Source organism: Pseudomonas koreensis (assembly GCF_024169245.1).
GTDB classification, from domain to species: domain Bacteria; phylum Pseudomonadota; class Gammaproteobacteria; order Pseudomonadales; family Pseudomonadaceae; genus Aquipseudomonas; species Aquipseudomonas koreensis_F.
This window is the reverse complement of record NZ_JALJWP010000001.1, coordinates 2,229,508-2,251,497: the sequence shown is the minus strand read 5'-3', so window position 1 is coordinate 2,251,497 and position 21,990 is coordinate 2,229,508. Positions and strand designations below refer to the sequence as shown.

Sequence of the window (21,990 nt, the reverse complement as noted above, 5' to 3'; positions counted from 1 at the left end):
TCAGCGGCTTCGCTTCTCTGGTTTATTGCGCGCCTTGCTTGTCGATCAGCGCGGCGAGCATTTCGTATTCTTCGCCGGTCAGGTCGGTCAGCGGCGCACGCACCGGGCCTGCGTCATAGCCGGCGATTTTTGCACCGGCCTTGACGATGCTCACGGCGTAACCGGCCTTGCGGTTGCGGATGTCCAGGTATGGCAGGAAGAAGTCGTCGATGATCTTGCCGACGGTAGCGTGATCTTCGCGAGCGATCGCGTGGTAGAAGTCCATCGCGGTTTTCGGGATGAAGTTGAACACCGCCGAGGAGTAAACCGGCACGCCCAAAGCCTTGTAGGCCGCGGCGTAGACTTCAGCGGTCGGCAGCCCACCCAGGTAGCTGAAGCGATCACCGAGGCGGCGGCGGATCGACACCATCAACTCGATATCGCCCAGGCCATCCTTGTAGCCGATCAGGTTCGGGCAGCGCTCGGCCAGACGTTCCAGCAACGGCGCGGTGAGGCGGCAAACGTTGCGGTTGTAGACGACCACGCCGATCTTCACCGATTTGCACACGGCTTCAACGTGCGCGGCAACACCGTCCTGGCTCGCTTCGGTCAGGTAGTGCGGCAGCAGCAACAGACCTTTGGCGCCCAGACGCTCGGCTTCCTGAGCGTATTCGATGGCCTGGCGGGTCGAACCACCGACGCCGGCGAGGATTGGCACGCTGGTGGCGCAGGTGTCGACGGCGGTCTTGATGATTTCCGAGTATTCGCTGGCGGCCAGGGAGAAAAACTCACCGGTGCCGCCGGCGGCGAATAGAGCCGAAGCACCATACGGAGCCAGCCATTCCAGGCGTTTGATGTAGCCCGCGCGATTGAAATCGCCTTGCGCGTTGAAATCGGTCACCGGGAAAGACAGCAGGCCGGCAGAGAGGATGGACTTCAGTTCTTGTGGATTCATTATTCGAACACCCTGGTAGCAACGTTTTATTGTGAGTGGACCGTTCAGCCTTCGCCGAAGTTGTAGGTCATCGTACAACTTAAAAAACAACCGTCAACACCATTTCATCGTTGGCCGCACTTTTTTGTCCGACAAGATCGCTTTTTGCGCTTGCGGAAATTGCTGGAAGGCCCGTGCTTGAAGGATTTGCTGGCAGAAATATCTGGTCTGGATTCGTTTAATTCCTGAGGGACCAGCGGCTCGTAAAGTACGTCGACTGCCACGAAGGATCGTGGCGGACCATTCAAAGGAAGCCGTTATGTCGATGCATTTTGCTGCCCCCACCCTCACCCACGTTGCCCCCGCGCAGGAAGACTGCGTCACGGTTCAGCTGTCGCAACTGCCGGACATCCTCACCGTGCAGGTGCCGGATTCCAGCGATTTCGCAGCCAACTGGAGCGTTTACGCGATCCTCGGCAGCGACGCCGAGGATCCTGAATGGGAAGGCGATGAAGTGGACACTGGCGCCTGGGACGACGCCGAGGATGAAATGGAAAAGCTGTTCGACATCGAGGTGCAACTGCCGAAAGAGGCGCTGCAACCGTATCTATACCGCGAGGTGGAGCTGAGGTACAAATTTCGGGATGAGTCGAGTATGGAACCGTATTCGCAGGCGTTGAGGTTGCGGGTTGAGGCGTGAGAGATTGGGTGTTTGAGGAATGACCGTTGGTCGGGACTGGTATTTCTTACAGGTGCCAGGCTTTCGCGATCCATACGTTAATTAGCTTGAGCTGCCAACGGCTCGTTTCGACAACTAAAAGGATTTTGAACATGACAGATAAACGTTTCGCTATCCAAATGCTGCCAGCACCTGTAGTGAAGGAAGCCGACAATAACGTTCTGCACGTGAAAAATTTTCACGGAGTAGTGCCTGCGGTTCAAGAAGCGGCCCCAGGGGACACAATCACGCTGATACTGTATGACTCAGACAAGACCAGGAAATGGTCAGACTCCGTTGCACTGACTGCAATCTCCGTTGGAAAGCCCATTCCGTTCGCAATTTCGAAAACGCATTTTGAAGAAATGCTGACGGCTAAGAAGAACGCAGTCTTGCAGTACTCCCTCCAAACAATGGAGGGCGTTCAAAAGCTCTCAATCGAACAGCTGATCGAGCTTAAAGACTGACCCAACCTCACCCCTGCGCCTGCGCCTCTTCATGGGCCTGGCGCAGCCTTTCGCGGCTGTTAGTCAGGTGCAGACGCATCGCCGCACGCGCGGCATCGGAGTCCTGACGGGCAATCGCGTCGTAGATTTCCTCGTGCTCGCGGCTCAGGCGGCTCATGTAATGCTGTTGATCATCGTGGGCCAGGCGCGCCGAGTTCAGCCGCGTACGCGGAATGATGCTGGTGCCCAGGTGGGTCATGATGTCGGTGAAGTAGCGGTTGCCAGTGGACAGGGCGATTTCCAGGTGGAAAGCGAAGTCCGAAGACACCGCATCGCTGGCATGCGAGGCGCTTTCGTTCAGGGCGTCGAGGGCGGCGCGCATGGTTGCCAGTTGCTCGGCACTGCGACGTTGCGCGGCGAGGCCGGCGGATTCGACTTCGAGGCTGATACGCAATTCGAGAATCGCCAGGACGTCACGCAGAGTGACGACAGTGGCCGGGTCGATGCGGAAACCGCTCGGGCTCGGTGTGTCGAGAACAAAGGTGCCGATGCCGTGGCGGGTTTCCACCTGACCGGCAGCCTGCAAACGGGAAATCGCTTCGCGCACCACAGTGCGGCTGACACCATGGGCTTCCATGATCGCCGACTCGGTGGGCAACTTGTCGCCACGCTTGAGCAGGCCATCGCGGATCTGCTCGCTCAACACCGTCACCAGTTCCTGGGCGAGGCTGCGGCGCTTGCGGGGGAGGCGCGGGGTGTCGATCAGCTTTTCCATGATTTGTATCTTGTCTCGAAAGTTCGGCTTGCGGCCATCATAGCTCAAGCGAGTTGTACGATCACCGCCCAGATCACATACCCTTTGTAGGAGTGAGCCTGCTCGCGATAGCGTTCTATCAGCCACATCCATGTTGAATTTATCGACGCTATCGCGAGCAGGCTCACTCCTACAGGGGTTGTGTGGGCGTCAGGCAGTCACGGGTTGTTCGACCAGACGCCCGCTGTCGATCCGCACATGCCGTGGATGGAATCGTTTCAAACTGCTTCGATGGCCGACGCTGACAATGCTCAACCCCGGGATCTCATCGATCAACGCCTGATAAAGCGTCGCTTCGTCCTCTTCATCCATCGCCGAAGTGGCTTCGTCCATGTACAGCCATTGCGGTGCATAGAGAAGTGCGCGGGCGAAAGCCAAGCGTTGCTGCTCCCCCGGCGAGAGCATGCGCTGCCAGTGATTGGCCTCATCCAGACGTCCAACCAGGTGCGGCAGACGGCAGGTTTCCAGTACTTGTGCATAACGCTCTGGCGCGTAGGTGTCGCCCGGCTGTGGATAACTCAGCGCTTCACGCAATGTGCCGATCGGCAGATAGGGCTTCTGCGGCAGGAACAGATAACGCGCTGCCGGCAAACGGATATTGCCGTGGCCCGCCGGCCACAAATGCCCCATCGCCCGCAGCAATGTGGACTTGCCACTGCCGGAGCGGCCGCTGAGCATCACCCGCTCACCCGGCTCCACGGTCATGTCGGCGTTGGTCAGCAGATGGCGACCATCGGCCAGATCCAGGCCGAGGCTGTGCACCTGCAATTCGCTGCCCTGATTCTGCACATCGATGGCCGGTGTGCGCTCCTCGTTGTCAGTCATGGCCTGACGGAAACTCAGCAGACGATCACAGGTGGCCCGCCACGCGGCCAGGTCCGAATAAGCAGTGATGAACCAGCTGAAATTCTCCTGCACGTTGCCGAACGCCGAGTTGATTTGCATCAGCTCGCCCAGTTCGATCTTGCCGGACAGGTAACGCGGCGCGGCGACGATGAACGGGAAAATGATTGCGATCTGGCCGTAGCCGGAGGTGAAGAACGTCAGGCGCTTGGACACGCGCATGATGTCCCAGAAGTTATGCCAGACCAGCCCGAAGCGGTTGCTCAAGCGGCGGTTTTCATTGGGTTCGCCGTTGTACAACGCGATACTTTCAGCGTTCTCCCGGACCCGCACCATGGAAAAACGCAGGTCCGCTTCAAAGCGTTGCTGCTGGTTGTTCAGGCCAATCAGACGGCGCCCGATCAGGTGCGTCAGCCAACTGCCGACCGCCGCATACAACAGCGCGCACCAGAACATGTAGCCGGGAATCTCGATGCCGAACACCTCGATACTGCCCGACACGCCCCACAGAATGATCGAGAACGACACCAGACTGACAATCGTGCGCAGCAACCCGAGGCCCAGGCTCAGGGTATTGGCGGTGTAGGTATTGAGGTCTTCGGAAATGCGCTGATCAGGGTTATCGGTGTAACCGCCCTGCTCCAACTGGTAGTAATTCTTGTGGTCGAGCCAGCGTTTGAAGTGTTTCTCGGTCAGCCACGCCCGCCAGCGGATGGTCAGCATCTGCGTCAGGTACAGGCGATACACCGCGCCGAGGATTGCCACCGTGGCGATGCCGCAGAAGTACAGAATCAACTGCCAGAACGCCGCTTCATCCTTTTTCTGCAGGGCGTTATAGAAATCCTTGTACCAACTGTTGATCCACACCGAAATTGCCACGCTGAACAGCGTCAGCACGATCACGGCAATCAGCAACGTCCAGGCCTTGCCCTTCTCTTCGCTGCGCCAGTAAGGCGTGGTCATCGCCCAGACTTTGCGAAAAAACTGCCCGCGCACGGCATCGTTGACCGCGGAATATTCAGCGTTCTGATTCATGGATAAGGCTCGATAGAAAAAACAACAGACACGCGCCGATCATAGATGATCGGCGCGATTTATCGCGAGGGCAGGCGATAGTCGTTCAGCGCAGGTTCAGCGACGCACCGGACGCTTCTGCAGTTTGCGCTGCAGAGTGCGGCGGTGCATGCCTAGCGCGCGGGCCGTGGCGGAGATGTTGCCTTCGTGCTCGGTGAGCACGCGCTGGATGTGTTCCCACTGCAGGCGGTCGACCGACATCGGGTTTTCCGGCACCAGACTGTCGAGGTCGGCGTGCTCGGACAGCAACGCGGCGAGTACGTCATCGGCATCGGCGGGTTTGCACAGGTAGTTGCAGGCGCCGCGCTTGATCGCCTCGACGGCGGTAGCGATGCTCGAATAACCGGTGAGGATCACCACGCGCATTTCCGGGTCCAGCTCCAGCAGCTTGGGCAGCAGGACAAGTCCGGAGTCGCCGTCCATTTTCAGGTCCAGCGCGGCGTAATCCGGCAGATCGGCCTGGGCGATGGTCAGGCCTTCTTCAGCGGAACCGGCAGTGCTGACGCGAAAGCCGCGTCGGGCCATGGCACGGGCCATGACGCGGGTGAAGGTCGCGTCGTCGTCGACCAGCAGCAGATGCGGCAGCTCTTCGCCTTCGACTTGGATTTCGTCACTCATGTTGGTCTCCTCGGGCGCCATGGGGCAGGCGCAGCTCGGTGAGCGTGCCGCCTTCCTCATGACTATAGAGTTTCACTGAGCCGCCGGCGCGTGTCACGCTGGCCTTGCTCAAAAACAGGCCCAGGCCGAAACCTTTGCCCTTGGTGGTAAAAAACGGTTTGCCGATCTGCTCGGCGATGGCCAGCGGCACACCGGCGCCGTGGTCGCGAATGCTGATGGTCAGGGTTTCCGCATCCCAATCCAGCGTCACCTGGAGATTTTCCGGGCAGGCGTCAGCAGCGTTGTTCAGCAAATTGAGCAGCGCCTGGGTCAGATCCGGCGGCGGCGCCATGCGTGGCACGGTGCCTTGGCCGAGACGCTGGAAGCGATAACTGGCCTCCGGGCGCATCAGGTGCCAGCGGTTCAGCGCTTCGTCGAGCCAGTCGGTGACGTCCTGCATTTCCACGGCCAGACGCCGGTTGGCCTCAGCGGCGCGGACCAGTTGCTGCAAGGTTTCCTTGCACAGCTTGACCTGATCCTGCAGCACTTTCAGATCATCCTGCAACAGCGCATCGGGGTGGTCTTGCTGCATCTCTTTGAGCAGCACGCTCATGGTCGCCAGTGGCGTACCCAGCTCATGCGCGGCACCGGCTGCTTGCGTGGCGACGGCAAGCAACTGCTGATCGCGCAGGCCTTCTTCGCGACGAATCGCCCGCAACTCTTCCTGCCGGCGCAGCTCTTCAGCCATGCGCGCAGCGAAGAAGGTGATCACCGCAGCGGCGAGGGCGAAGCTCAGCCACATGCCGTAGATCTGCAGATTCTCACGGGCGACCGGCAAGGTTTCCAACGGATAGAAACGCGTCAGCATCACCGTATACAACGCCAGCGCGATGCCCGACAGAATCACCGAATAACGCCACGGCAACGTCACCGCCGCGATGGTCAACGGCACCAGATAATAGGAAACGAACGGGTTGGTCGAGCCGCCGGAGAAATACAGCAGCGCACTGTGGATGACCAGATCGCAGGCCAGTTGCAGCGCGTATTCAAGCTCGGTCACCGGCCACGATGTACGCAGGCGCACGGCAGTGAACACGCAGAGCAGAATCGAACAGCCCAGGGTCATCGCCAGTTGCACCCAAGGCAACGGCAACAATTGCAGCCAGTACGCCAGGCCCACGGACCCGGCCTGCGCGGCCAGCACCAGGGTGCGGATGAAAGTCAGCCGCCAGAGGTTCTGGCGAGTGGCGGAAGTCAGTTGTACGGGGGCGAGCATGAGCTCTCCTGATGAGCGCTCCAGGCGGATCGCACGGAGTATAACCAACGCGCGGGGTTCAGAGGCGAAAGTGCGGCAAACGACCACATGGCAAAAAGATTTTCGGCGACTGTGAAAACCTCTTCGCGAGCAGGCTCGCTCCCACTTTTGAAATGCATTCCTCTGTGGGAGCGAGCCTGCTCGCGAAGGGCTGCGCAGCTGCCCCGGGCATGTGTATAGAAGTTGTAACTGGGCGAACCGGATCATAGAAGTTAGAGTCTGATGGTTCACGCAGGCCGAGACCCAGCACCTGCGCCTCATTCAAGGAGCCTTCATGCACACATTTCGCCGCAGCGCCGCCCTCCTCGCCCTGACCGTCGGCAGCGTCGCCAGCCTTCCGGCGCTGGCCGCCGATGAGCTGCACTACAACCAGATTTCCCTGCGCGCCGAAGTCAGCCAGGAAGTCGCCCGCGACCAGATGATCGTGACGCTCTACACCGAAGAGCAAAACACCGACCCGGCCAAACTCGCCGCCGCCATCAGCACCACCATGAACAAGGCCACCGCCCAGGCCAAACAGGTCAAAGACATCACCCTGCGCACGGGCAGCCGCAACAGTTATCCGATCTACGACACCAAAGGCCAGAAGATCACCGGCTGGCGCGAACGCGCCGAACTGCGCCTGGAAAGCACCGACTTCGCTGCCCTGTCCAAACTCACCGGCGAACTGCTGACCGACCTGAAAATGGGCGGCATGGACTTCGCCATCGCCGACCCGACCCGCAAGGCCAGCGAAGACCAGTTGCTAAAAGAAGCCGTCACCGCCTTCAAGACCCGCGCGCAACTGGCCACCGACGCCTTGGGCGGCAAGGGCTATAAAATCGTCAACCTGAATTTAAACAGCAACGGTTATCCACAACCTTACCTGCGCGCCCCGATAATGATGAAGGCAGCGGCGATGGATTCCGCGCCGGTGACCCCGGAAGTCGAAGCCGGCACCAGCCAGGTCAGCATGACCGCGGATGGCTCGATTGAAGTGTTGATGCAGTGATTTGAGTTTGGCTGAATGAAGGACCGCCGATCGGTGAATGATCGGCGGTTTTTTTATGCCCGGGATTTGTGGTGAATGTTCCAGCGCTTTCGCGAGCAGGCTCGCTCCCACAGGTTGAACGCATTTGGATGTGGGAGCGAGCCTGCTCGCGAAGAACGATGACGCGGCATCCGATCAGGTATGCGGATCAACCCGATCCAGCGCCCGATTCACTGCCAGCTCCGCCAGCATGATGATCTGCTGAATCGCCAGCGCCGTATTGCGCTGCGGCCGACCGAGCTGATCGGCGAAATCGCTGGCCAGCGTGTTGGCTGACGCGAGGGATTCACAGGCATGAGCCAGCAGACTTTCGGTGTCGATGTCGGGCTGGATCAGAAACATCGTGCTGGGTGGATGGGGTTTGCTGGGTGCAGGGCAGAGATAGAAATCGAGGGCACGCTTGATGGCTTCGCGGTTTTTTGCGAGATCGTCGGCGCGCAGCGCGGCTTCGAGGGGGGTTGGGGTTTCTTCGGGTGGGTCGGGGACTGGCTTGGTCATACGCTTCACCTATGAGGTTGAGCCATCTCGATGCCATTTCTCACATGGCGAAGAGGTGGCAGCTTTGTGCGGGGTGAGAAAACCGGTCATAGGCACCCGGCCGGACATACGTCCGCCCGCACAGAGCCGCCATAACGCACTTTGCAGGCAGCAGACTTGCTGGCGGCAATTATGCGGATCTGGGCACTGAATGACTATGAATGTCGGGTTCTCACACCCGATCGCTGAACAACCAGCGACGCCCCAGACTAGAGAGCGGACGTCCGACGGACAACCTGAAAACCTTGTGGGAAGGTTCGGGTTATTTGGCATCGGATTTAAACAGCCAAAAGCAAACCCTCACCCTAACCCTCTCCCAGAGGGAGAGGGGACTGACCGAGGTGTTTGGCAGACCTACGCCGACGTGGAATACCGAGCTGAATGCAAATATGCAGAAGATCAAAAGCCCCTCACCCTAGCCCTCTCCCCGAGGGAGAGGGGACTGACCGAGGTGTTTGGCAGACCTACGCCGACGTGCGCTACCGAGTTGAACTCAGACTTTGAAAAACACACAAATCGGCTCCCTCTCCCTCGGGAGAGGGCTGGGGTGAGGGGCAAACCCACCACAAAACCAAAGCCGAACACCCGCTCCTCACCACTCAATAGGCCGAGTGTCAGCTCGCCTGCTTTTGATCTTGATCCACCAGCGACGTCGGAAGGCTGAGCGGAGGGATTGATCCGGGGGTGGGAGCGCAGCGACCGTTCGACGAAGTCGAACACAGCGGAAGGAGGTGCAGCGAAGCAAACCGGAGCCGCTGCGCCCGGATCAGTCCCGGAGCGAAGGAACCCGAGCCTGCGAGGGCCGAACGCAGGAGCTAGCGTTTTTTGCTTACTTTTTTTGGCGCTTGTAAAAAAGTAAGTCGCCGTCAGGCGAAACCGCCAGCCGCAGCACCCGAAGCAACGGATATGCCCCCAAAACACAGCCACATATACCGAGATAGACACTCCCACGAGAAAAACGATATTTCCGGACGCCCCCGAATCCCCGCTAATCTCAATCCACCACCACCGCCAATTCCCCGGGGACTCCATGCCAAGATCCACCCTCAGACCGCTCTTGATCTCCCTGGCCCTTGCCGCCACCGCACCGATCGCCAACGCCGCCACAACCCTCGTCTACTGCTCCGAAGCCAGCCCCGCCGGCTTCGACCCGAGCCAATACACCAGCGGCACCGACTTCGACGCCTCCGCCGAAACCGTCTTCAACCGCCTCACCCAATTCCAGCGCGGCGGCACCGACATCGAACCCGGCCTGGCGACCAAATGGGACGTCTCCAGCGACGGCCTGCACTACACCTTCCACCTGCGCGAAGGCGTGAAATTCCACACCACCGACTACTTCACCCCGACCCGCGACTTCAACGCTGACGACGTCCTGTTCACCTTCCAGCGACTGCTCGACCCGGACAACGCCTTCCGCAAGGCCTACCCCGCCGAATCCCCATACTTCACCGACATGGGCCTGAACACCACGATCCAATCGGTGGAAAAACTCGACGACCACACCGTGCGCTTCAACCTCAACAACGTTGACGCAGCGTTCGTACAGAACCTCGCCATGAGCTTCGCCTCGGTGCAGTCGGCCGAATACGCCGCACAACTGTTGAAGGAAGGCAAAGCTGCCGACCTCAACCAGAAACCGGTCGGCACCGGCCCGTTCGTGTTCAAGCGCTATCAGAAGGATTCACAGATCCGCTACGCAGCGAACAAGGCCTACTGGAAACCCGAAGACGTGAAAATCGACAATCTGATTTTCTCGATCACACCCGATGCCGCCGTGCGCCTGCAGAAGCTCAAGGCCGGGGAATGCCAGGTCAGCGGCTACCCGCGCCCGGCCGATATCGAGGTGATGGAAAAAGACCCGAACCTGCGCGTGCTTAAACAGGCCGGGTTCAACCTTGGCTTCCTCGCCTACAACACCACCCACGCGCCGCTTGATCAGCTCAAGGTCCGTCAGGCGCTGGACATGGCGATCGACAAACCGGCGATCATCAAGGCGGTTTACCAGAGCGCCGGCCAACTGGCGCAGAACGCTTTGCCACCCGCGCAATGGTCCTACGACCCGAACATCAAAGATGCGCCTTACGACCCGGTCAAAGCCAAGGCGCTACTCAAGGAAGCCGGGGTTGCACCCGGTACAACCATCAACCTCTGGGCGATGACAGTGCAGCGCGCCTCGAACCCGAATGCGCGAATGTCGGCGCAGATGATCCAGCAGGACTGGGACAAGATCGGCATCAAGGCCAACATCGTCAGCTATGAATGGGGCGAGTACATCAAGCGCGCCAAGAATGGCGAACATGACACCATGATCTACGGCTGGACCGGCGACAACGGCGACCCGGACAACTGGCTCGGCGTGCTTTACAGCTGCGCGGCCGTCAAAGGTAGCAACTATGCGAAATGGTGCGACCCCGCCTACGACAAACTGGTGCAGCAGGCCAAAGTGGCCACGGATAAAGCGCAACGGGTAAAACTGTATCAACAGGCGCAACTGATCCTTAAACAGCAAGTGCCGATCACGCCGATCGCCAACTCCACGGTCTTCCAGCCGTTGCGCAAAGAGGTCACTGACTTCCGTATCAGTCCTTTCGGTCTAACCCCTTTTTATGGCGTGGGTATAAATAAGTAACACCCAGCCCCAAGGCGGCGCGCTGCAGGTGACCACCGCACCGTTTTGGGGCTCCATTTGCACCTTAAAAACCACTCGCAAACGGTTAAATGCGTCAAAAGTTATACGGATGCGACATTAAGGTACGTTCGTGCCACCGTTTAACGCCGCCAACCGCTCTGGATCTTGCATTGGGTATGGGCCCTGCATAAGTATCCGCAGGCACGACTCACGAGGTCGTACCTCACAACTAAAAAATGACAACAAATCATGAGGCCAACATGCTTAAACACGCGGTCATTCCGTTTCTAGTCGGCGCAGGCTTGTTAGCCTCCGCACCTTTCGCCACCGCTGCGACTAACCTGGTGTTCTGCTCCGAAGGGAGCCCGGCCGGTTTTGATCCAGGCCAGTACACCACCGGAACCGACTTCGACGCCTCAGCCGAAACCATGTTCAACCGCCTGACCCAGTTCGAGCGCGGCGGCACCGCCGTGATTCCTGGTCTGGCGACCAAGTGGGACATTTCCGACGATGGCCTGACTTACACCTTCCACCTGCGCGAAGGCGTCAAGTTCCACACCACCCCGTATTTCAAGCCGACTCGTGAATTCAACGCCGACGACGTGCTGTTTACGTTCAACCGCATGATCAACAAGGACGACCCGTTCCGTAAGGCGTACCCGACCGAATTCCCGTACTTCACCGACATGGGGATGGACACCAACATCACCAAGATCGATAAAGTCGACGACCACACCGTCAAGTTCACTCTGAAAGAAGTCGACGCTGCGTTCATCCAGAACCTGGCCATGAGCTTCGCTTCGGTACAGTCCGCCGAATACGCCGCCCAGCTGCTCAAGGATGGCAAAGCCGCCGACATCAACCAGAAGCCGATCGGCACTGGCCCGTTCGTATTCAAGAGCTACCAGAAAGACTCGAACATCCGTTACACCGGCAACAAGGATTACTGGAAGCCTGAAGACGTGAAGATCGACAACCTGATCTTCGCCATCACCACCGACCCGTCGGTGCGTATCCAGAAGCTGAAAAAGAATGAGTGCCAGGTCACTCTGTTCCCGCGTCCGGCCGATCTGAAAGCGCTGAAAGAAGACAAGTCGCTGAAGATGCCGGATCAGGCCGGCTTCAACCTGGGCTACATCGCCTACAACGTGATGGACAAGGTCAAGGGCAGCAACGAGGCCAACCCGCTGGCTGACCTGCGCGTGCGCCAGGCGCTGGACATGGCCGTGAACAAGCCGCAGATCATCGATTCGGTTTACCAGGGCGCCGGCCAGCTGGCCGTCAACGCCATGCCGCCGACCCAGTGGTCCTACGACACCACCATCAAAGACACCAAGTACGATCCTGAGAAAGCCAAGCAGCTGCTCAAGGAAGCCGGCGTCAAGGAAGGTACCGAAATCGTTCTGTGGGCGATGCCGGTGCAGCGTCCGTACAACCCGAACGCCAAACTGATGGCTGAGATGCTCCAGTCCGACTGGGCCAAGATCGGCTTGAAAGTGAAGATCACCAGCTACGAATGGGGCGAGTACATCAAGCGTTCCAAAGGTGGCGAGAACCAGGCCATGATCATTGGCTGGAGCGGTGACAATGGTGATCCGGACAACTGGCTCAACGTGCTGTTTGGCTGCGACTCGCTGAGCGGTAACAACTTCTCCAAGTGGTGCGACAAGAAGTTCGACGGCCTGGTGAAAGAAGCCAAACGTACCACCGACCAGGGCAAGCGCACCGAGCTGTACAAACAGGCGCAACACGTCCTCAAAGATGCAGTTCCAATGACACCTATCGCTCACTCGACGGTGTATCAACCCATGCGCGCCAACGTGCAGGATTTCAAGATCAGCCCATTTGGCCTGAATTCCTTCTACGGCGTCAGCGTCAGCAAGTAAGACATTGCAGCGGCGGCGTTTCTGACGTCGCCGTTGCTTTATCTACCGGGGAAAAAGGAAAAGGCCTACACCCAAATCCGCCGCAGATGATTGCTTCGGTATAGGCGCGTCGACTTTTCCTACGAGCATTAAGGCAATTACGTATTTACTGCCAGCAGCACGGTGCCTACCGTCGCGTACTGACCAGTGTCTGCGTGGGCCACCGGTTTTGCCGTACGTATTGGATTGAGCTCAATGCGGCCAAAAAGTCCCGGGATCGGGACCGAGGCGCATTGCACAACACTAAAAAAGAGGGAGCGTCATGCGCCATACCTTGGTTTTTTCCGCACTGTTGGGCGCCGGCCTGTTGGCCGCCACGTCTGCAAGCTACGCCGCCAGCGACAGCCTGGTGTTTTGCTCGGAAGGCAGTCCGGCGGGTTTCGATACCGCGCAATACACGACGGCCACCGACAACGACGCCGCCGAGCCGCTGTACAACCGTCTGGTCGAGTTCGAAAAGGGCGCGACCAACGTCGTACCGGGTCTGGCGACCCAATGGGACATTTCCGAAGATGGCCTGAAATACACCTTTCACCTGCGTGAAGGCGTGAAATTTCATACAACCCCTTACTTCAAGCCGAGCCGCGATTTCAACGCTGACGACGTGTTGTTCACGTTCAATCGCATGCTCGACGCGCAACAGCCGTTCCGTAAGGCCTACCCCACCGAGTTCCCGTACTTCAACGGGATGAGCCTGAACAAGAACATCGCCAAGGTCGAAAAGACCGGGCCGCTGACCGTGGAGTTCACGCTCAACAGCGTCGACGCCGCGTTCATCCAGAACATCGCCATGAGTTTCGCCTCGATTCTGTCCGCCGAATACGCCGACAAGTTGCTGGCCGACGGCAAGCCGAGCGACATCAACCAGAAGCCGATCGGCACCGGGCCGTTCGTGTTCAAGAGCTACCAGAAAGACTCGAACATTCGCTACACCGGCAACCCGCAGTACTGGGATCCGAGCCGGGTCAAACTGAAGAACCTGATTTTCGCGATCAACACCGATGCGTCAGTACGCGTGCAGAAGCTCAAGGCCAACGAGTGCCAGATCACCCTGCACCCGCGCCCTGCCGACGTCGAAGCGCTGAAAACCGATCCGAAGCTGCAACTGATTTCCAAGCCAGGCTTCAACCTCGGCTACATCGCCTACAACGTGCGCCACAAGCCGTTCGATCAACTGGAAGTGCGTCAGGCACTGGACATGGCGGTGAATAAACAGGGAATTCTCAACGCTGTTTATCAAGGCGCCGGTCAACTGGCCGTCAATGCCATGCCACCGACCCAGTGGTCCTACGACGAGTCCATCAAAGACGCCGCCTACAACCCGGAAAAAGCCAAAGAGCTGCTCAAGGCTGCCGGTGTGAAAGAAGGCACCGAGATCACCCTGTGGGCAATGCCGGTGCAGCGCCCGTACAACCCGAACGCCAAACTGATGGCCGAGATGCTCCAGTCCGACTGGGCCAAGATCGGTCTGAAAGTGAAGATCGTCAGCTACGAATGGGGCGAATACATCAAGCGCACCAAGAACGGCGAGCATGACATCAGCCTGATCGGCTGGACCGGTGACAACGGTGACCCGGACAACTGGCTGGGCACGCTGTACAGCTGCGACGCGATCGGTGGCAACAACTACTCCATGTGGTGCGATCCGGCGTACGACAAGCTGATCAAACAGGCCAAAGTCGTCACCGATCGTGACCAGCGCACCGAGCTTTATAAACAGGCCCAGCAATTGCTTAAACAACAAGTGCCGATCACGCCTGTCGCCCACTCGACGGTCAACCAGCCGTTAAGCACCCGGGTCGAAGGGTTCAAAGTCAGCCCGTTCGGCCGCAACGTGTTCTCGGGTGTCAGTATCGATTAAACCAACCGATTAGCCGCAATGCTGAGGGGAGCCGTCTACTCCCCTCACGCAAGCGCTTTGCCGAAATTCGCCAATCCGGCCTTTTGCAAACGTTTGCGATGTGTGAACGAGTTCTAAACCAATAACCGGCATACCAAAAAAAGCCGGGATAAAAAGAAAGTAAAGGAGCTTCACCCATGAAACTGAGCAGCACCGCGATACTGGCCTTGGCCATCAGCAGCATCACCGCCACGGCTTATGCGGAAACCCAGAGCCAGGCATTTACGCCGGTAACGGTCAACGAGAAGAGCGCCCAGGCCGAAGCCACCGGCTTCGTCGAAGGGCAATCGATCAGCGGTTCGACCCGTAACTGGTACGCCAACGAACAACTCAAGCGTGGCGGCAAGTTCGCTTACCGCAAGAACGGCCAGTCCACCGAAACCGATCGCCGGATCAACTGGGTGCAAGGCACGATCATCAAGTACAACTCGGGCTTCACCGAAGGTACTGTCGGCTTCAGCACCGAAGTGGCTGCCTACAACGCAATCGCTCTTGAGCGCGACCGCGAGAACCTCGCCGCGAACAACGGCGGCGCTCCGGGCACCCGCCCAGGCGCGGGCAACAACCGTACCCTGACCCGTGAAGGCGGTGATGCGGTAGGTCAGTGGAGCAAGCTGGGCCTGGCCAACGTCAAGGCGCGCATCTCCAACACCACCCTGACCGCCGGCCGCATGAACTTCAGCAGCCCGCAAGTCGATGTGATCGGTAACCGTCCGTTGCCATCGAGCTTCGAAGGTATCGCGATCCACAGCGAAGAGCTGAACAACCTGGCGTTCGACCTCGCGACCTTCGACCGCGTTTCGCCGCGTACCGAAGAAAGCCTGAGCAAATTCCGCTCCGAATACGGCGACATCAACGCCGAAGCCGATCACGTCAACACTGCCGGTATTTCCTACCAGCCGTTCGCCAGCCTGACCACCAGCCTGTGGGGCACTCAGGCCGAAGACCTGTGGAACCAGTACTACTTCGGCGCCACCCATGTGTTGGGCGACAGCTCGATCCTGAGCCTGACCACCGGCCTGAACTACTACAAGACGGTCGACGAAGGCAAAAAACTGCTCGGTGACATCGACAACGACACCTACTCGCTGTCGTTCGGCCTGACGCATCAGGCGCACACCGTAACCTTCTCCTATCAGGAAGTGAACGGTAACGAGTACTTCGATTACCTGCACGAAACCAACGGTATCTACCTGGCCAACTCCCTGCTCTCGGACTTCAACGGCCCGAACGAGAAATCCTTCCAGGTTTCCTACGGCATCAACATGGCCGAATACGGCGTGCCGGGCCTGAAATTCAACATCTACCAGGCACGCGGCTGGGGCATCGACGGCACTCACTACAAGGGTGGCGGCTACGATGGCGTGCAGGCGATGGACGGCGAGCACCACTATGAATACGGCGTCGGTGCAGCCTATGCAGTCCAAAGCGGTCCGCTCAAAGCCACGACGATTCGCGGCACCTACACCGCGCACCGTGCCAGCGAAAACCAGGCTGACGGCAGCATCAACGAGTTCCGTCTCGTGACCACCATCCCGTTCAACATTCTGTAAAAACGCAACCGACGGCTGACTCATGATGAGTCGGCCGTTCGGTTTTCTGTCTTCAACCGATTGCAGAGGGTTATCGATGAAAATGCTTCCCCTACGTGCGGCCATCGCGGCTGCGTTGCTGAGTGTCGCTGTCGGCGCCTCGGCCAAACCCTTGGTGGTCTGCACCGAAGCCAGCCCGGAAGGCTTCGATATGGTCCAGTACACAACTGCAGTCACGGCGGACGCTGTGGCCGAAACCATCTTCAACCGGCTCGCCGATTTCAAGCCCGGCACCACCGAAGTGATCCCGGCGCTCGCCGAGTCCTGGGACATCAGCGAAGACGGCCTGAGCTACACGTTCCACCTGCGCAAAGGCGTCAAGTTTCACACCACCGAATATTTCAAGCCGACCCGCGACATGAACGCCGACGACGTGGTCTGGAGCTTCCAGCGCCAGCTGGACCCGAATCACCCGTGGCACAAACTGTCGAGCGTGGGCTTCCCGTACTTTGAAAGCATGGGCTTCAAGGAACTGCTGAAAAGCGTCGAGAAAGTCGACGACAACACGGTCAGGTTCACCCTGACCCGCCGCGAAGCGCCGTTCCTCGCCGACATCGCCATGGCCTTCTCGTCGATCTACCCGGCCGAATACGCCGACCAGTTGCTCAAGGCCAACAAGGCCGGCGATCTCAACAACAAGCCGATCGGCACCGGCCCGTTCATCTTCCAGCGCTACGCCAAGGATGCCCAGGTACGCTTCAAGGCCAACCCGGATTATTTCCGTGGCAAGCCACCGGCCGACGCGTTGATCCTGGCAATCGCCACCGACAACAACGTGCGCCTGCAGAAGCTCAAGGCCAACGAATGCCAGGTCGCCTTGTATCCGAAACCGGATGACATTCCGAGCATCAAGAAAGACAGCAACCTGAAAGTCGACGAGCTGGACGCGATGACCGTTTCGTACATCGCCATGAACACCCAGCACAAGTACATGAGCGACGTGCGCGTGCGCAAAGCCATCGACATCGCGTTCGACAAGGAAGCCTACGTCAACGCGTTGTTCGGCAAGGGCAACGCGTCGGTGGCGGTCAACCCGTACCCGCCGACCCTGCTCGGTTACAACCATGACCTGAAGAACCCGCCACGCGACCTCGACGCAGCGCGCAAGCTGCTCAAGGAAGCCGGGGTTCCGGAAGGCACCACGTTTACCCTGTTCACCCGTAACGGCGGCGGTCCGACCAACCCCAACCCGATGCTCGGCGCGCAGATGATGCAGGCTGACCTGGCGAAAGTCGGGATCAAGATCGACATCCGCGTGATGGAATGGGGCGAGATGCTCAAGCGCGCCAAAGCCGGCGAGCACGACATGGTCTCGGCCGGATGGGCGGGCGACAACGGCGACCCGGATAACTTCCTGACGCCTATGCTCAGTTGCGAGGCCGCCAAGAACGGCGAAAACTACGCACGCTGGTGCAACGAAAAATTCCAGGCACTGCTGGATGAAGCACGGGCTAAAGTAGATCCGGCCGAACGCGCCGCGCTCTACGAACAGGCTCAAGTGCTGTTTAATCAGGACCAGCCATGGATCAGCATGGCCCATACTCGGATGTTCACTGCAATGCGCAAAAATGTAGAGGGCTACCACATCAGCCCTCTCACCACTAATAACTTCGCCACCACCCAGGTGAAGTAGATAAGAAACGCCCGGCGTCCCTGACCTGAGGGACGCCGGACACGCCTAACCGGCTGATGAGGTACCACACAAGATGTTTAGTTTTATTGCCCGCCGACTGGGGTTGTTGATCCCCACGTTTTTCGGCATCACCTTGCTGACTTTCGCGTTGATTCGCATGATTCCGGGCGACCCCGTGGAAGTGATGATGGGCGAACGTCGGGTCGACCCCGAAATGCACGCTCAGGCAATGGAACGCCTGGGGCTGAACAAGCCGCTGTATGCCCAGTATCTGGACTACATCGGCAAATTGGCCCAGGGCGATCTCGGTGAGTCGTTGCGAACCCGTGAAAGTGTGTGGACCGAGTTCACCTCTCTTTTCCCGGCGACCCTGGAACTGTCCATGGCCGCCCTGCTGTTCGCTGGCATCCTGGGGCTCTTGGCCGGGGTGATCGCGGCACTCAAACGAGGATCGCTGTTCGACCACGGGGTGATGGGCATCTCCCTGGCGGGGTATTCGATGCCGATCTTCTGGTGGGGCCTGATCCTGATCATGTTCTTCTCGGTGAGCCTGGGCTGGACTCCGGTTTCCGGGCGCATCGACCTGCTGTATGACATCGAGCCGCGCACCGGCTTCATGCTGATCGACACGCTGCTGGCCGATGACGTCGGCGCGTTCTTCGACGCCCTGCATCACCTGATCCTGCCGGCCATCGTCCTTGGCACCATTCCGCTGGCGGTGATCGCGCGGATGACCCGTTCGTCGATGCTCGAAGTGCTGCGCGAGGATTACATCCGCACCGCCAAGGCCAAAGGCCTGTCGCCGTCGCGCGTGGTGTTCGTGCATGGTCTGCGTAACGCACTGATTCCGGTGCTGACCGTGGTCGGCCTGCAAGTCGGCACGTTGCTGGCCGGTGCGGTCCTGACCGAAACCATCTTCTCCTGGCCCGGCATCGGTAAATGGCTGATCGAAGCCATCGGCGCCCGGGACTACCCGGTGGTGCAAAACGGCATCCTGTTAATCGCCTGCCTGGTGATTCTGGTCAACTTCGTGGTGGACATCCTCTACGGCTTTGCCAACCCACGCATCCGTCATCAGCGCTGAGGTCAATACCCATGAGCACTCCAACTTCCTCAGTAGCCACCGCCACGTCCGCCGTGGATCAAAGCCTGCTGTACCCCTCGCCGTACAAAGAATTCTGGCAAGCGTTCTCGAAAAACAAGGGCGCGGTTGCCGGCCTGCTGTTCATGCTGCTGATCATTTTCTGCGCGATCTTCGCGCCGTGGGTCGCGCCGCATAACCCGAGCGAGCAATACCGTGACTTCCTGCTGACGCCACCGGCGTGGCTGGAAGGCGGGCAAATGCAGTTCCTGCTCGGCACCGACGAACTTGGTCGTGACCTGCTGTCGCGTCTGATCCAGGGTTCGCGCCTGTCGCTGCTGATCGGCTTGTCGTCGGTGGTGATGTCGTTGATTCCGGGGATCCTGCTGGGTCTGTTCGCCGGTTTCTTCCCGAAAGTGGTCGGCCCGACCATCATGCGTCTGATGGACATCATGCTGGCCCTGCCGTCGCTGCTGCTGGCCGTGGCGATCGTGGCCATCCTCGGCCCTGGCCTGATCAACACCGTGATCGCGATTGCCGTGGTTTCCCTGCCGTCCTACGTGCGTCTGACACGTGCCGCCGTGATGGGCGAACTGAACCGCGACTACGTTACCGCCGCGCGTCTGGCCGGAGCCGGTCTGCCGCGTCTGATGTTCATCACCGTGCTGCCCAACTGCATGGCGCCGCTGATCGTGCAGGCGACCCTGAGCTTTTCTTCGGCGATTCTCGATGCCGCCGCACTGGGCTTCCTCGGCCTCGGCGTACAACCGCCAACCCCTGAGTGGGGCACCATGCTGGCTTCGGCCCGCGACTACATCGAACGCGCCTGGTGGGTGGTAAGTCTGCCTGGCCTGACCATTTTGCTCAGCGTGCTGGCAATCAACTTGATGGGCGACGGCCTGCGCGATGCGCTGGACCCGAAACTCAAGAACGCCGCCTGAGGAGATTCAAATGTCACTGCTAGAAATCAAGAATCTCAACGTCCGCTTCGGCGACAAGACCGCCACGCCGGTGGTCGACGGCCTCGACCTCAAGGTCGACAAAGGCGAAGTACTGGCCATCGTTGGCGAGTCGGGTTCGGGTAAATCCGTGACCATGATGGCGCTGATGGGCCTGATCGAGCATCCCGGCATCGTCACCGCTGACTCGCTCAGTTTCGACGGCAAGGACATGCTCAAGCTGAGCAATCGTCAGCGTCGGCAGATCGTCGGCAAAGACCTGTCGATGGTTTTCCAGGACCCGATGACCGCGCTGAACCCGAGCTACACCGTCGGTTTCCAGATCGAAGAAGTGCTGCGCCTGCACCTGAAAATGTCCGGCAAGCAAGCGCGCAAGCGTGCCATCGAACTGCTGGAAAAAGTTGAAATCCCGGGCGCCGCCAGCCGTATGGACGCCTACCCGCATCAACTGTCTGGCGGTATGAGCCAGCGCGTCGCGATCGCCATGGCGATTGCCGGCGAGCCGAAATTGCTGATCGCCGACGAACCGACCACGGCCCTCGACGTGACGATTCAGGCGCAGATCATGGATCTGCTGCTGGCGTTGCAGAAAGAGCAGAACATGGGTCTGGTGCTGATCACCCACGACCTCGCGGTCGTTGCGGAAACCGCACAGCGTGTCTGCGTAATGTACGCAGGCCAGGCCGTAGAAGTCGGTCAGGTGCCGCAACTGTTCGATATCCCGGCGCACCCGTACAGCGAAGCGCTGCTCAAGGCGATTCCCGAGCACAGCCTCGGCGCCACACGTCTGTCGACCCTGCCGGGCATCGTCCCGGGCCGCTACGACCGTCCGCAGGGTTGCCTGTTGTCGCCGCGCTGCCCGTACGTGCAGGACAACTGCCGTACCCAGCGTCCGGGCCTCGATCCGAAAGCCAACAGCCTCGCCCGCTGCTTCTACCCGCTGAATCAGGAGGTGGCGTAATGGCCGTCGTACTTACCGCCCGCGACCTGACCCGTCACTATGAAGTCTCCCGTGGCCTGTTCAAGGGCCACGCCACCGTGCGCGCGCTCAACGGCGTGTCGTTCGAACTGGAAGCCGGCAAGACCCTCGCCGTGGTGGGTGAGTCGGGCTGCGGCAAATCCACCCTCGCCCGCGCCCTGACGCTGATTGAAGAGCCGTCGTCGGGCTCGCTGCAGATCGCCGGCCAGGAAGTTGCCGGCGCCGACAAGGCTGAGCGCAAGCAACTGCGCAAAGACGTGCAGATGGTGTTCCAGAGCCCGTATGCGTCATTGAATCCCCGGCAGAAAATCGGTGATCAACTGGCCGAGCCGCTGCTGATCAACACCAAGCTGTCGGCCACTGAACGTCGCGAGAAAGTCCAGGCGATGATGAAGCAGGTCGGCTTGCGTCCCGAGCATTACCAGCGCTATCCGCACATGTTCTCCGGTGGTCAGCGCCAGCGTATCGCCCTCGCGCGGGCGATGATGCTGCAACCGAAAGTGCTGGTGGCGGACGAACCGACCTCGGCGCTGGACGTGTCGATCCAGGCCCAGGTGCTCAACCTGTTCATGGACCTGCAGCAGGAGTTCAACACCGCCTACGTGTTCATCTCGCACAACCTCGCGGTGGTGCAGCACGTGGCCGATGACGTGATGGTGATGTACCTCGGCCGCCCGGTGGAACTGGGCCCGAAGAACGACATCTACGAGCGCCCGCTGCATCCGTACACCCAAGCGCTGCTGTCGGCGACCCCGACCATTCACCCGGACCCGAACAAGCCGAAAATCAAGATCGTCGGCGAACTGCCTAACCCGCTCAACCCGCCATCAGGCTGCGCCTTCCACAAGCGCTGCCCGTACGCGACCGAGCGTTGCAGCAAGGAAGAGCCGTTGTTGAGGGAACTGGATAATCGCCAGGTGGCCTGCCACTACGCCGAGCAGTTCCTCGACGGCGCGGCGTAAGCCACAGCAACCTGTAGGAGCTGACGAGTGCAACGAGGTT

At 59.6% G+C, this 21,990-nt stretch carries 18 protein-coding genes; 12 read left to right on the top strand and 6 right to left on the bottom strand.

Annotation, left to right across the window (positions count from 1 at the left end; translation table 11 throughout):
* Window positions 1–22: 22 nt before the first annotated feature.
* A complete protein-coding gene (gene kdgD, locus J2Y90_RS10040; RefSeq protein ID WP_039759443.1) occupies window positions 23–934 on the bottom strand; it encodes a 5-dehydro-4-deoxyglucarate dehydratase in 912 nt (303 codons plus the stop codon).
* A 298-nt stretch (window positions 935–1,232) separates the two neighbouring features.
* On the opposite strand from kdgD, the gene J2Y90_RS10035 reads away from it, so the two are divergent.
* Together J2Y90_RS10035 and J2Y90_RS10030 are read left to right on the top strand one after the other, a co-directional pair.
* Window positions 1,233–1,613, top strand: coding sequence for a hypothetical protein (locus J2Y90_RS10035; RefSeq protein WP_253499013.1), 381 nt, complete (start codon window positions 1,233–1,235; stop codon window positions 1,611–1,613).
* Between the two features lie 131 nt (window positions 1,614–1,744).
* A complete protein-coding gene (locus tag J2Y90_RS10030; protein ID WP_253499010.1) occupies window positions 1,745–2,098 on the top strand; it encodes a hypothetical protein in 354 nt (117 codons plus the stop codon).
* A gap of 7 nt (window positions 2,099–2,105) precedes the next feature.
* Here J2Y90_RS10030 and J2Y90_RS10025 read toward each other — a convergent pair whose 3' ends face one another.
* From J2Y90_RS10025 to J2Y90_RS10010, 4 genes are all read right to left on the bottom strand, one after another.
* Window positions 2,106–2,852 carry a FadR/GntR family transcriptional regulator gene (locus J2Y90_RS10025; RefSeq protein WP_042608783.1) on the bottom strand — a complete coding sequence of 249 codons (747 nt, stop codon included), beginning with the start codon at window positions 2,850–2,852 and terminating at the stop codon, window positions 2,106–2,108.
* A gap of 189 nt (window positions 2,853–3,041) precedes the next feature.
* Window positions 3,042–4,769, bottom strand: coding sequence for an ABC transporter ATP-binding protein/permease (locus J2Y90_RS10020; RefSeq protein ID WP_253499007.1), 1,728 nt, complete (start codon window positions 4,767–4,769; stop codon window positions 3,042–3,044).
* 96 nt (window positions 4,770–4,865) lie between these two features.
* Window positions 4,866–5,426, bottom strand: coding sequence for a response regulator transcription factor (locus J2Y90_RS10015; RefSeq protein WP_003221630.1), 561 nt, complete (start codon window positions 5,424–5,426; stop codon window positions 4,866–4,868).
* Window positions 5,419–6,681: an ATP-binding protein gene (locus tag J2Y90_RS10010; RefSeq protein ID WP_042608786.1), complete on the bottom strand. Its 1,263-nt coding sequence runs from the start codon at window positions 6,679–6,681 to the stop codon at window positions 5,419–5,421. Before J2Y90_RS10010 ends, J2Y90_RS10015 begins: the two co-directional genes overlap by 8 nt.
* Before the next feature lie 313 nt (window positions 6,682–6,994).
* Between J2Y90_RS10010 and J2Y90_RS10005 the strand changes: the two genes are divergently transcribed.
* Window positions 6,995–7,711, top strand: a complete 717-nt coding sequence (locus J2Y90_RS10005) for an SIMPL domain-containing protein (protein ID WP_253499004.1) — start codon at window positions 6,995–6,997, stop codon at window positions 7,709–7,711.
* Window positions 7,712–7,885: 174 nt separating this feature from the next.
* Here J2Y90_RS10005 and J2Y90_RS10000 read toward each other — a convergent pair whose 3' ends face one another.
* A complete protein-coding gene (locus tag J2Y90_RS10000) occupies window positions 7,886–8,248 on the bottom strand; it encodes a DUF6124 family protein (protein ID WP_116658266.1) in 363 nt (120 codons plus the stop codon).
* 1,069 nt (window positions 8,249–9,317) lie between these two features.
* Here J2Y90_RS10000 and J2Y90_RS09995 point away from each other — a divergent pair.
* The 9 genes from J2Y90_RS09995 to J2Y90_RS09955 all read left to right on the top strand — a co-directional run bounded on the left by J2Y90_RS09995 (window position 9,318) and on the right by J2Y90_RS09955 (window position 21,950).
* The gene (locus J2Y90_RS09995) at window positions 9,318–10,919 is read left to right on the top strand and encodes an ABC transporter substrate-binding protein (RefSeq protein ID WP_253499001.1); all 1,602 of its coding nucleotides are present in this window, start codon (window positions 9,318–9,320) and stop codon (window positions 10,917–10,919) included.
* Window positions 10,920–11,179: 260 nt separating this feature from the next.
* A complete protein-coding gene (locus J2Y90_RS09990; protein ID WP_042608790.1) occupies window positions 11,180–12,805 on the top strand; it encodes an ABC transporter substrate-binding protein in 1,626 nt (541 codons plus the stop codon).
* 301 nt (window positions 12,806–13,106) lie between these two features.
* Window positions 13,107–14,705 carry an ABC transporter substrate-binding protein gene (locus tag J2Y90_RS09985; RefSeq protein ID WP_253498998.1) on the top strand — a complete coding sequence of 533 codons (1,599 nt, stop codon included), beginning with the start codon at window positions 13,107–13,109 and terminating at the stop codon, window positions 14,703–14,705.
* Between the two features lie 176 nt (window positions 14,706–14,881).
* The gene (locus tag J2Y90_RS09980) at window positions 14,882–16,297 is read left to right on the top strand and encodes an OprD family porin (RefSeq protein WP_253498995.1); all 1,416 of its coding nucleotides are present in this window, start codon (window positions 14,882–14,884) and stop codon (window positions 16,295–16,297) included.
* Window positions 16,298–16,373: 76 nt separating this feature from the next.
* A complete protein-coding gene (locus tag J2Y90_RS09975) occupies window positions 16,374–17,969 on the top strand; it encodes an ABC transporter substrate-binding protein (protein ID WP_253498992.1) in 1,596 nt (531 codons plus the stop codon).
* Window positions 17,970–18,042: 73 nt separating this feature from the next.
* Window positions 18,043–19,053, top strand: coding sequence for an ABC transporter permease subunit (locus tag J2Y90_RS09970; RefSeq protein ID WP_007917620.1), 1,011 nt, complete (start codon window positions 18,043–18,045; stop codon window positions 19,051–19,053).
* An 11-nt stretch (window positions 19,054–19,064) separates the two neighbouring features.
* Complete coding sequence (locus J2Y90_RS09965) at window positions 19,065–19,991, top strand: ABC transporter permease subunit (protein WP_016771721.1); 927 nt, start codon at window positions 19,065–19,067, stop codon at window positions 19,989–19,991.
* Window positions 19,992–20,001: 10 nt separating this feature from the next.
* The gene (locus J2Y90_RS09960) at window positions 20,002–20,970 is read left to right on the top strand and encodes an ABC transporter ATP-binding protein (RefSeq protein ID WP_039759474.1); all 969 of its coding nucleotides are present in this window, start codon (window positions 20,002–20,004) and stop codon (window positions 20,968–20,970) included.
* Entirely contained in the window at window positions 20,970–21,950 is a 981-nt protein-coding gene (locus J2Y90_RS09955) for a peptide ABC transporter ATP-binding protein (RefSeq protein WP_253498989.1), read from the top strand. Before J2Y90_RS09960 ends, J2Y90_RS09955 begins: the two co-directional genes overlap by 1 nt.
* Window positions 21,951–21,990: the final 40 nt, after the last annotated feature.

Bases quoted from the DNA above. Each gene is read 5' to 3' on its own strand.
- kdgD (WP_039759443.1), bottom strand. From the start codon at position 934: ATGAATCCACAAGAACTGAAGTCCATCCTCTCTGCCGGCCTGCTGTCT.
- J2Y90_RS10035 (WP_253499013.1), top strand. From the start codon at position 1,233: ATGTCGATGCATTTTGCTGCCCCCACCCTCACCCACGTTGCCCCCGCG.
- J2Y90_RS10030 (WP_253499010.1), top strand. From the start codon at position 1,745: ATGACAGATAAACGTTTCGCTATCCAAATGCTGCCAGCACCTGTAGTG.
- J2Y90_RS10025 (WP_042608783.1), bottom strand. From the start codon at position 2,852: ATGGAAAAGCTGATCGACACCCCGCGCCTCCCCCGCAAGCGCCGCAGC.
- J2Y90_RS10020 (WP_253499007.1), bottom strand. From the start codon at position 4,769: ATGAATCAGAACGCTGAATATTCCGCGGTCAACGATGCCGTGCGCGGG.
- J2Y90_RS10015 (WP_003221630.1), bottom strand. From the start codon at position 5,426: ATGAGTGACGAAATCCAAGTCGAAGGCGAAGAGCTGCCGCATCTGCTG.
- J2Y90_RS10010 (WP_042608786.1), bottom strand. From the start codon at position 6,681: ATGCTCGCCCCCGTACAACTGACTTCCGCCACTCGCCAGAACCTCTGG.
- J2Y90_RS10005 (WP_253499004.1), top strand. From the start codon at position 6,995: ATGCACACATTTCGCCGCAGCGCCGCCCTCCTCGCCCTGACCGTCGGC.
- J2Y90_RS10000 (WP_116658266.1), bottom strand. From the start codon at position 8,248: ATGACCAAGCCAGTCCCCGACCCACCCGAAGAAACCCCAACCCCCCTC.
- J2Y90_RS09995 (WP_253499001.1), top strand. From the start codon at position 9,318: ATGCCAAGATCCACCCTCAGACCGCTCTTGATCTCCCTGGCCCTTGCC.
- J2Y90_RS09990 (WP_042608790.1), top strand. From the start codon at position 11,180: ATGCTTAAACACGCGGTCATTCCGTTTCTAGTCGGCGCAGGCTTGTTA.
- J2Y90_RS09985 (WP_253498998.1), top strand. From the start codon at position 13,107: ATGCGCCATACCTTGGTTTTTTCCGCACTGTTGGGCGCCGGCCTGTTG.
- J2Y90_RS09980 (WP_253498995.1), top strand. From the start codon at position 14,882: ATGAAACTGAGCAGCACCGCGATACTGGCCTTGGCCATCAGCAGCATC.
- J2Y90_RS09975 (WP_253498992.1), top strand. From the start codon at position 16,374: ATGAAAATGCTTCCCCTACGTGCGGCCATCGCGGCTGCGTTGCTGAGT.
- J2Y90_RS09970 (WP_007917620.1), top strand. From the start codon at position 18,043: ATGTTTAGTTTTATTGCCCGCCGACTGGGGTTGTTGATCCCCACGTTT.
- J2Y90_RS09965 (WP_016771721.1), top strand. From the start codon at position 19,065: ATGAGCACTCCAACTTCCTCAGTAGCCACCGCCACGTCCGCCGTGGAT.
- J2Y90_RS09960 (WP_039759474.1), top strand. From the start codon at position 20,002: ATGTCACTGCTAGAAATCAAGAATCTCAACGTCCGCTTCGGCGACAAG.
- J2Y90_RS09955 (WP_253498989.1), top strand. From the start codon at position 20,970: ATGGCCGTCGTACTTACCGCCCGCGACCTGACCCGTCACTATGAAGTC.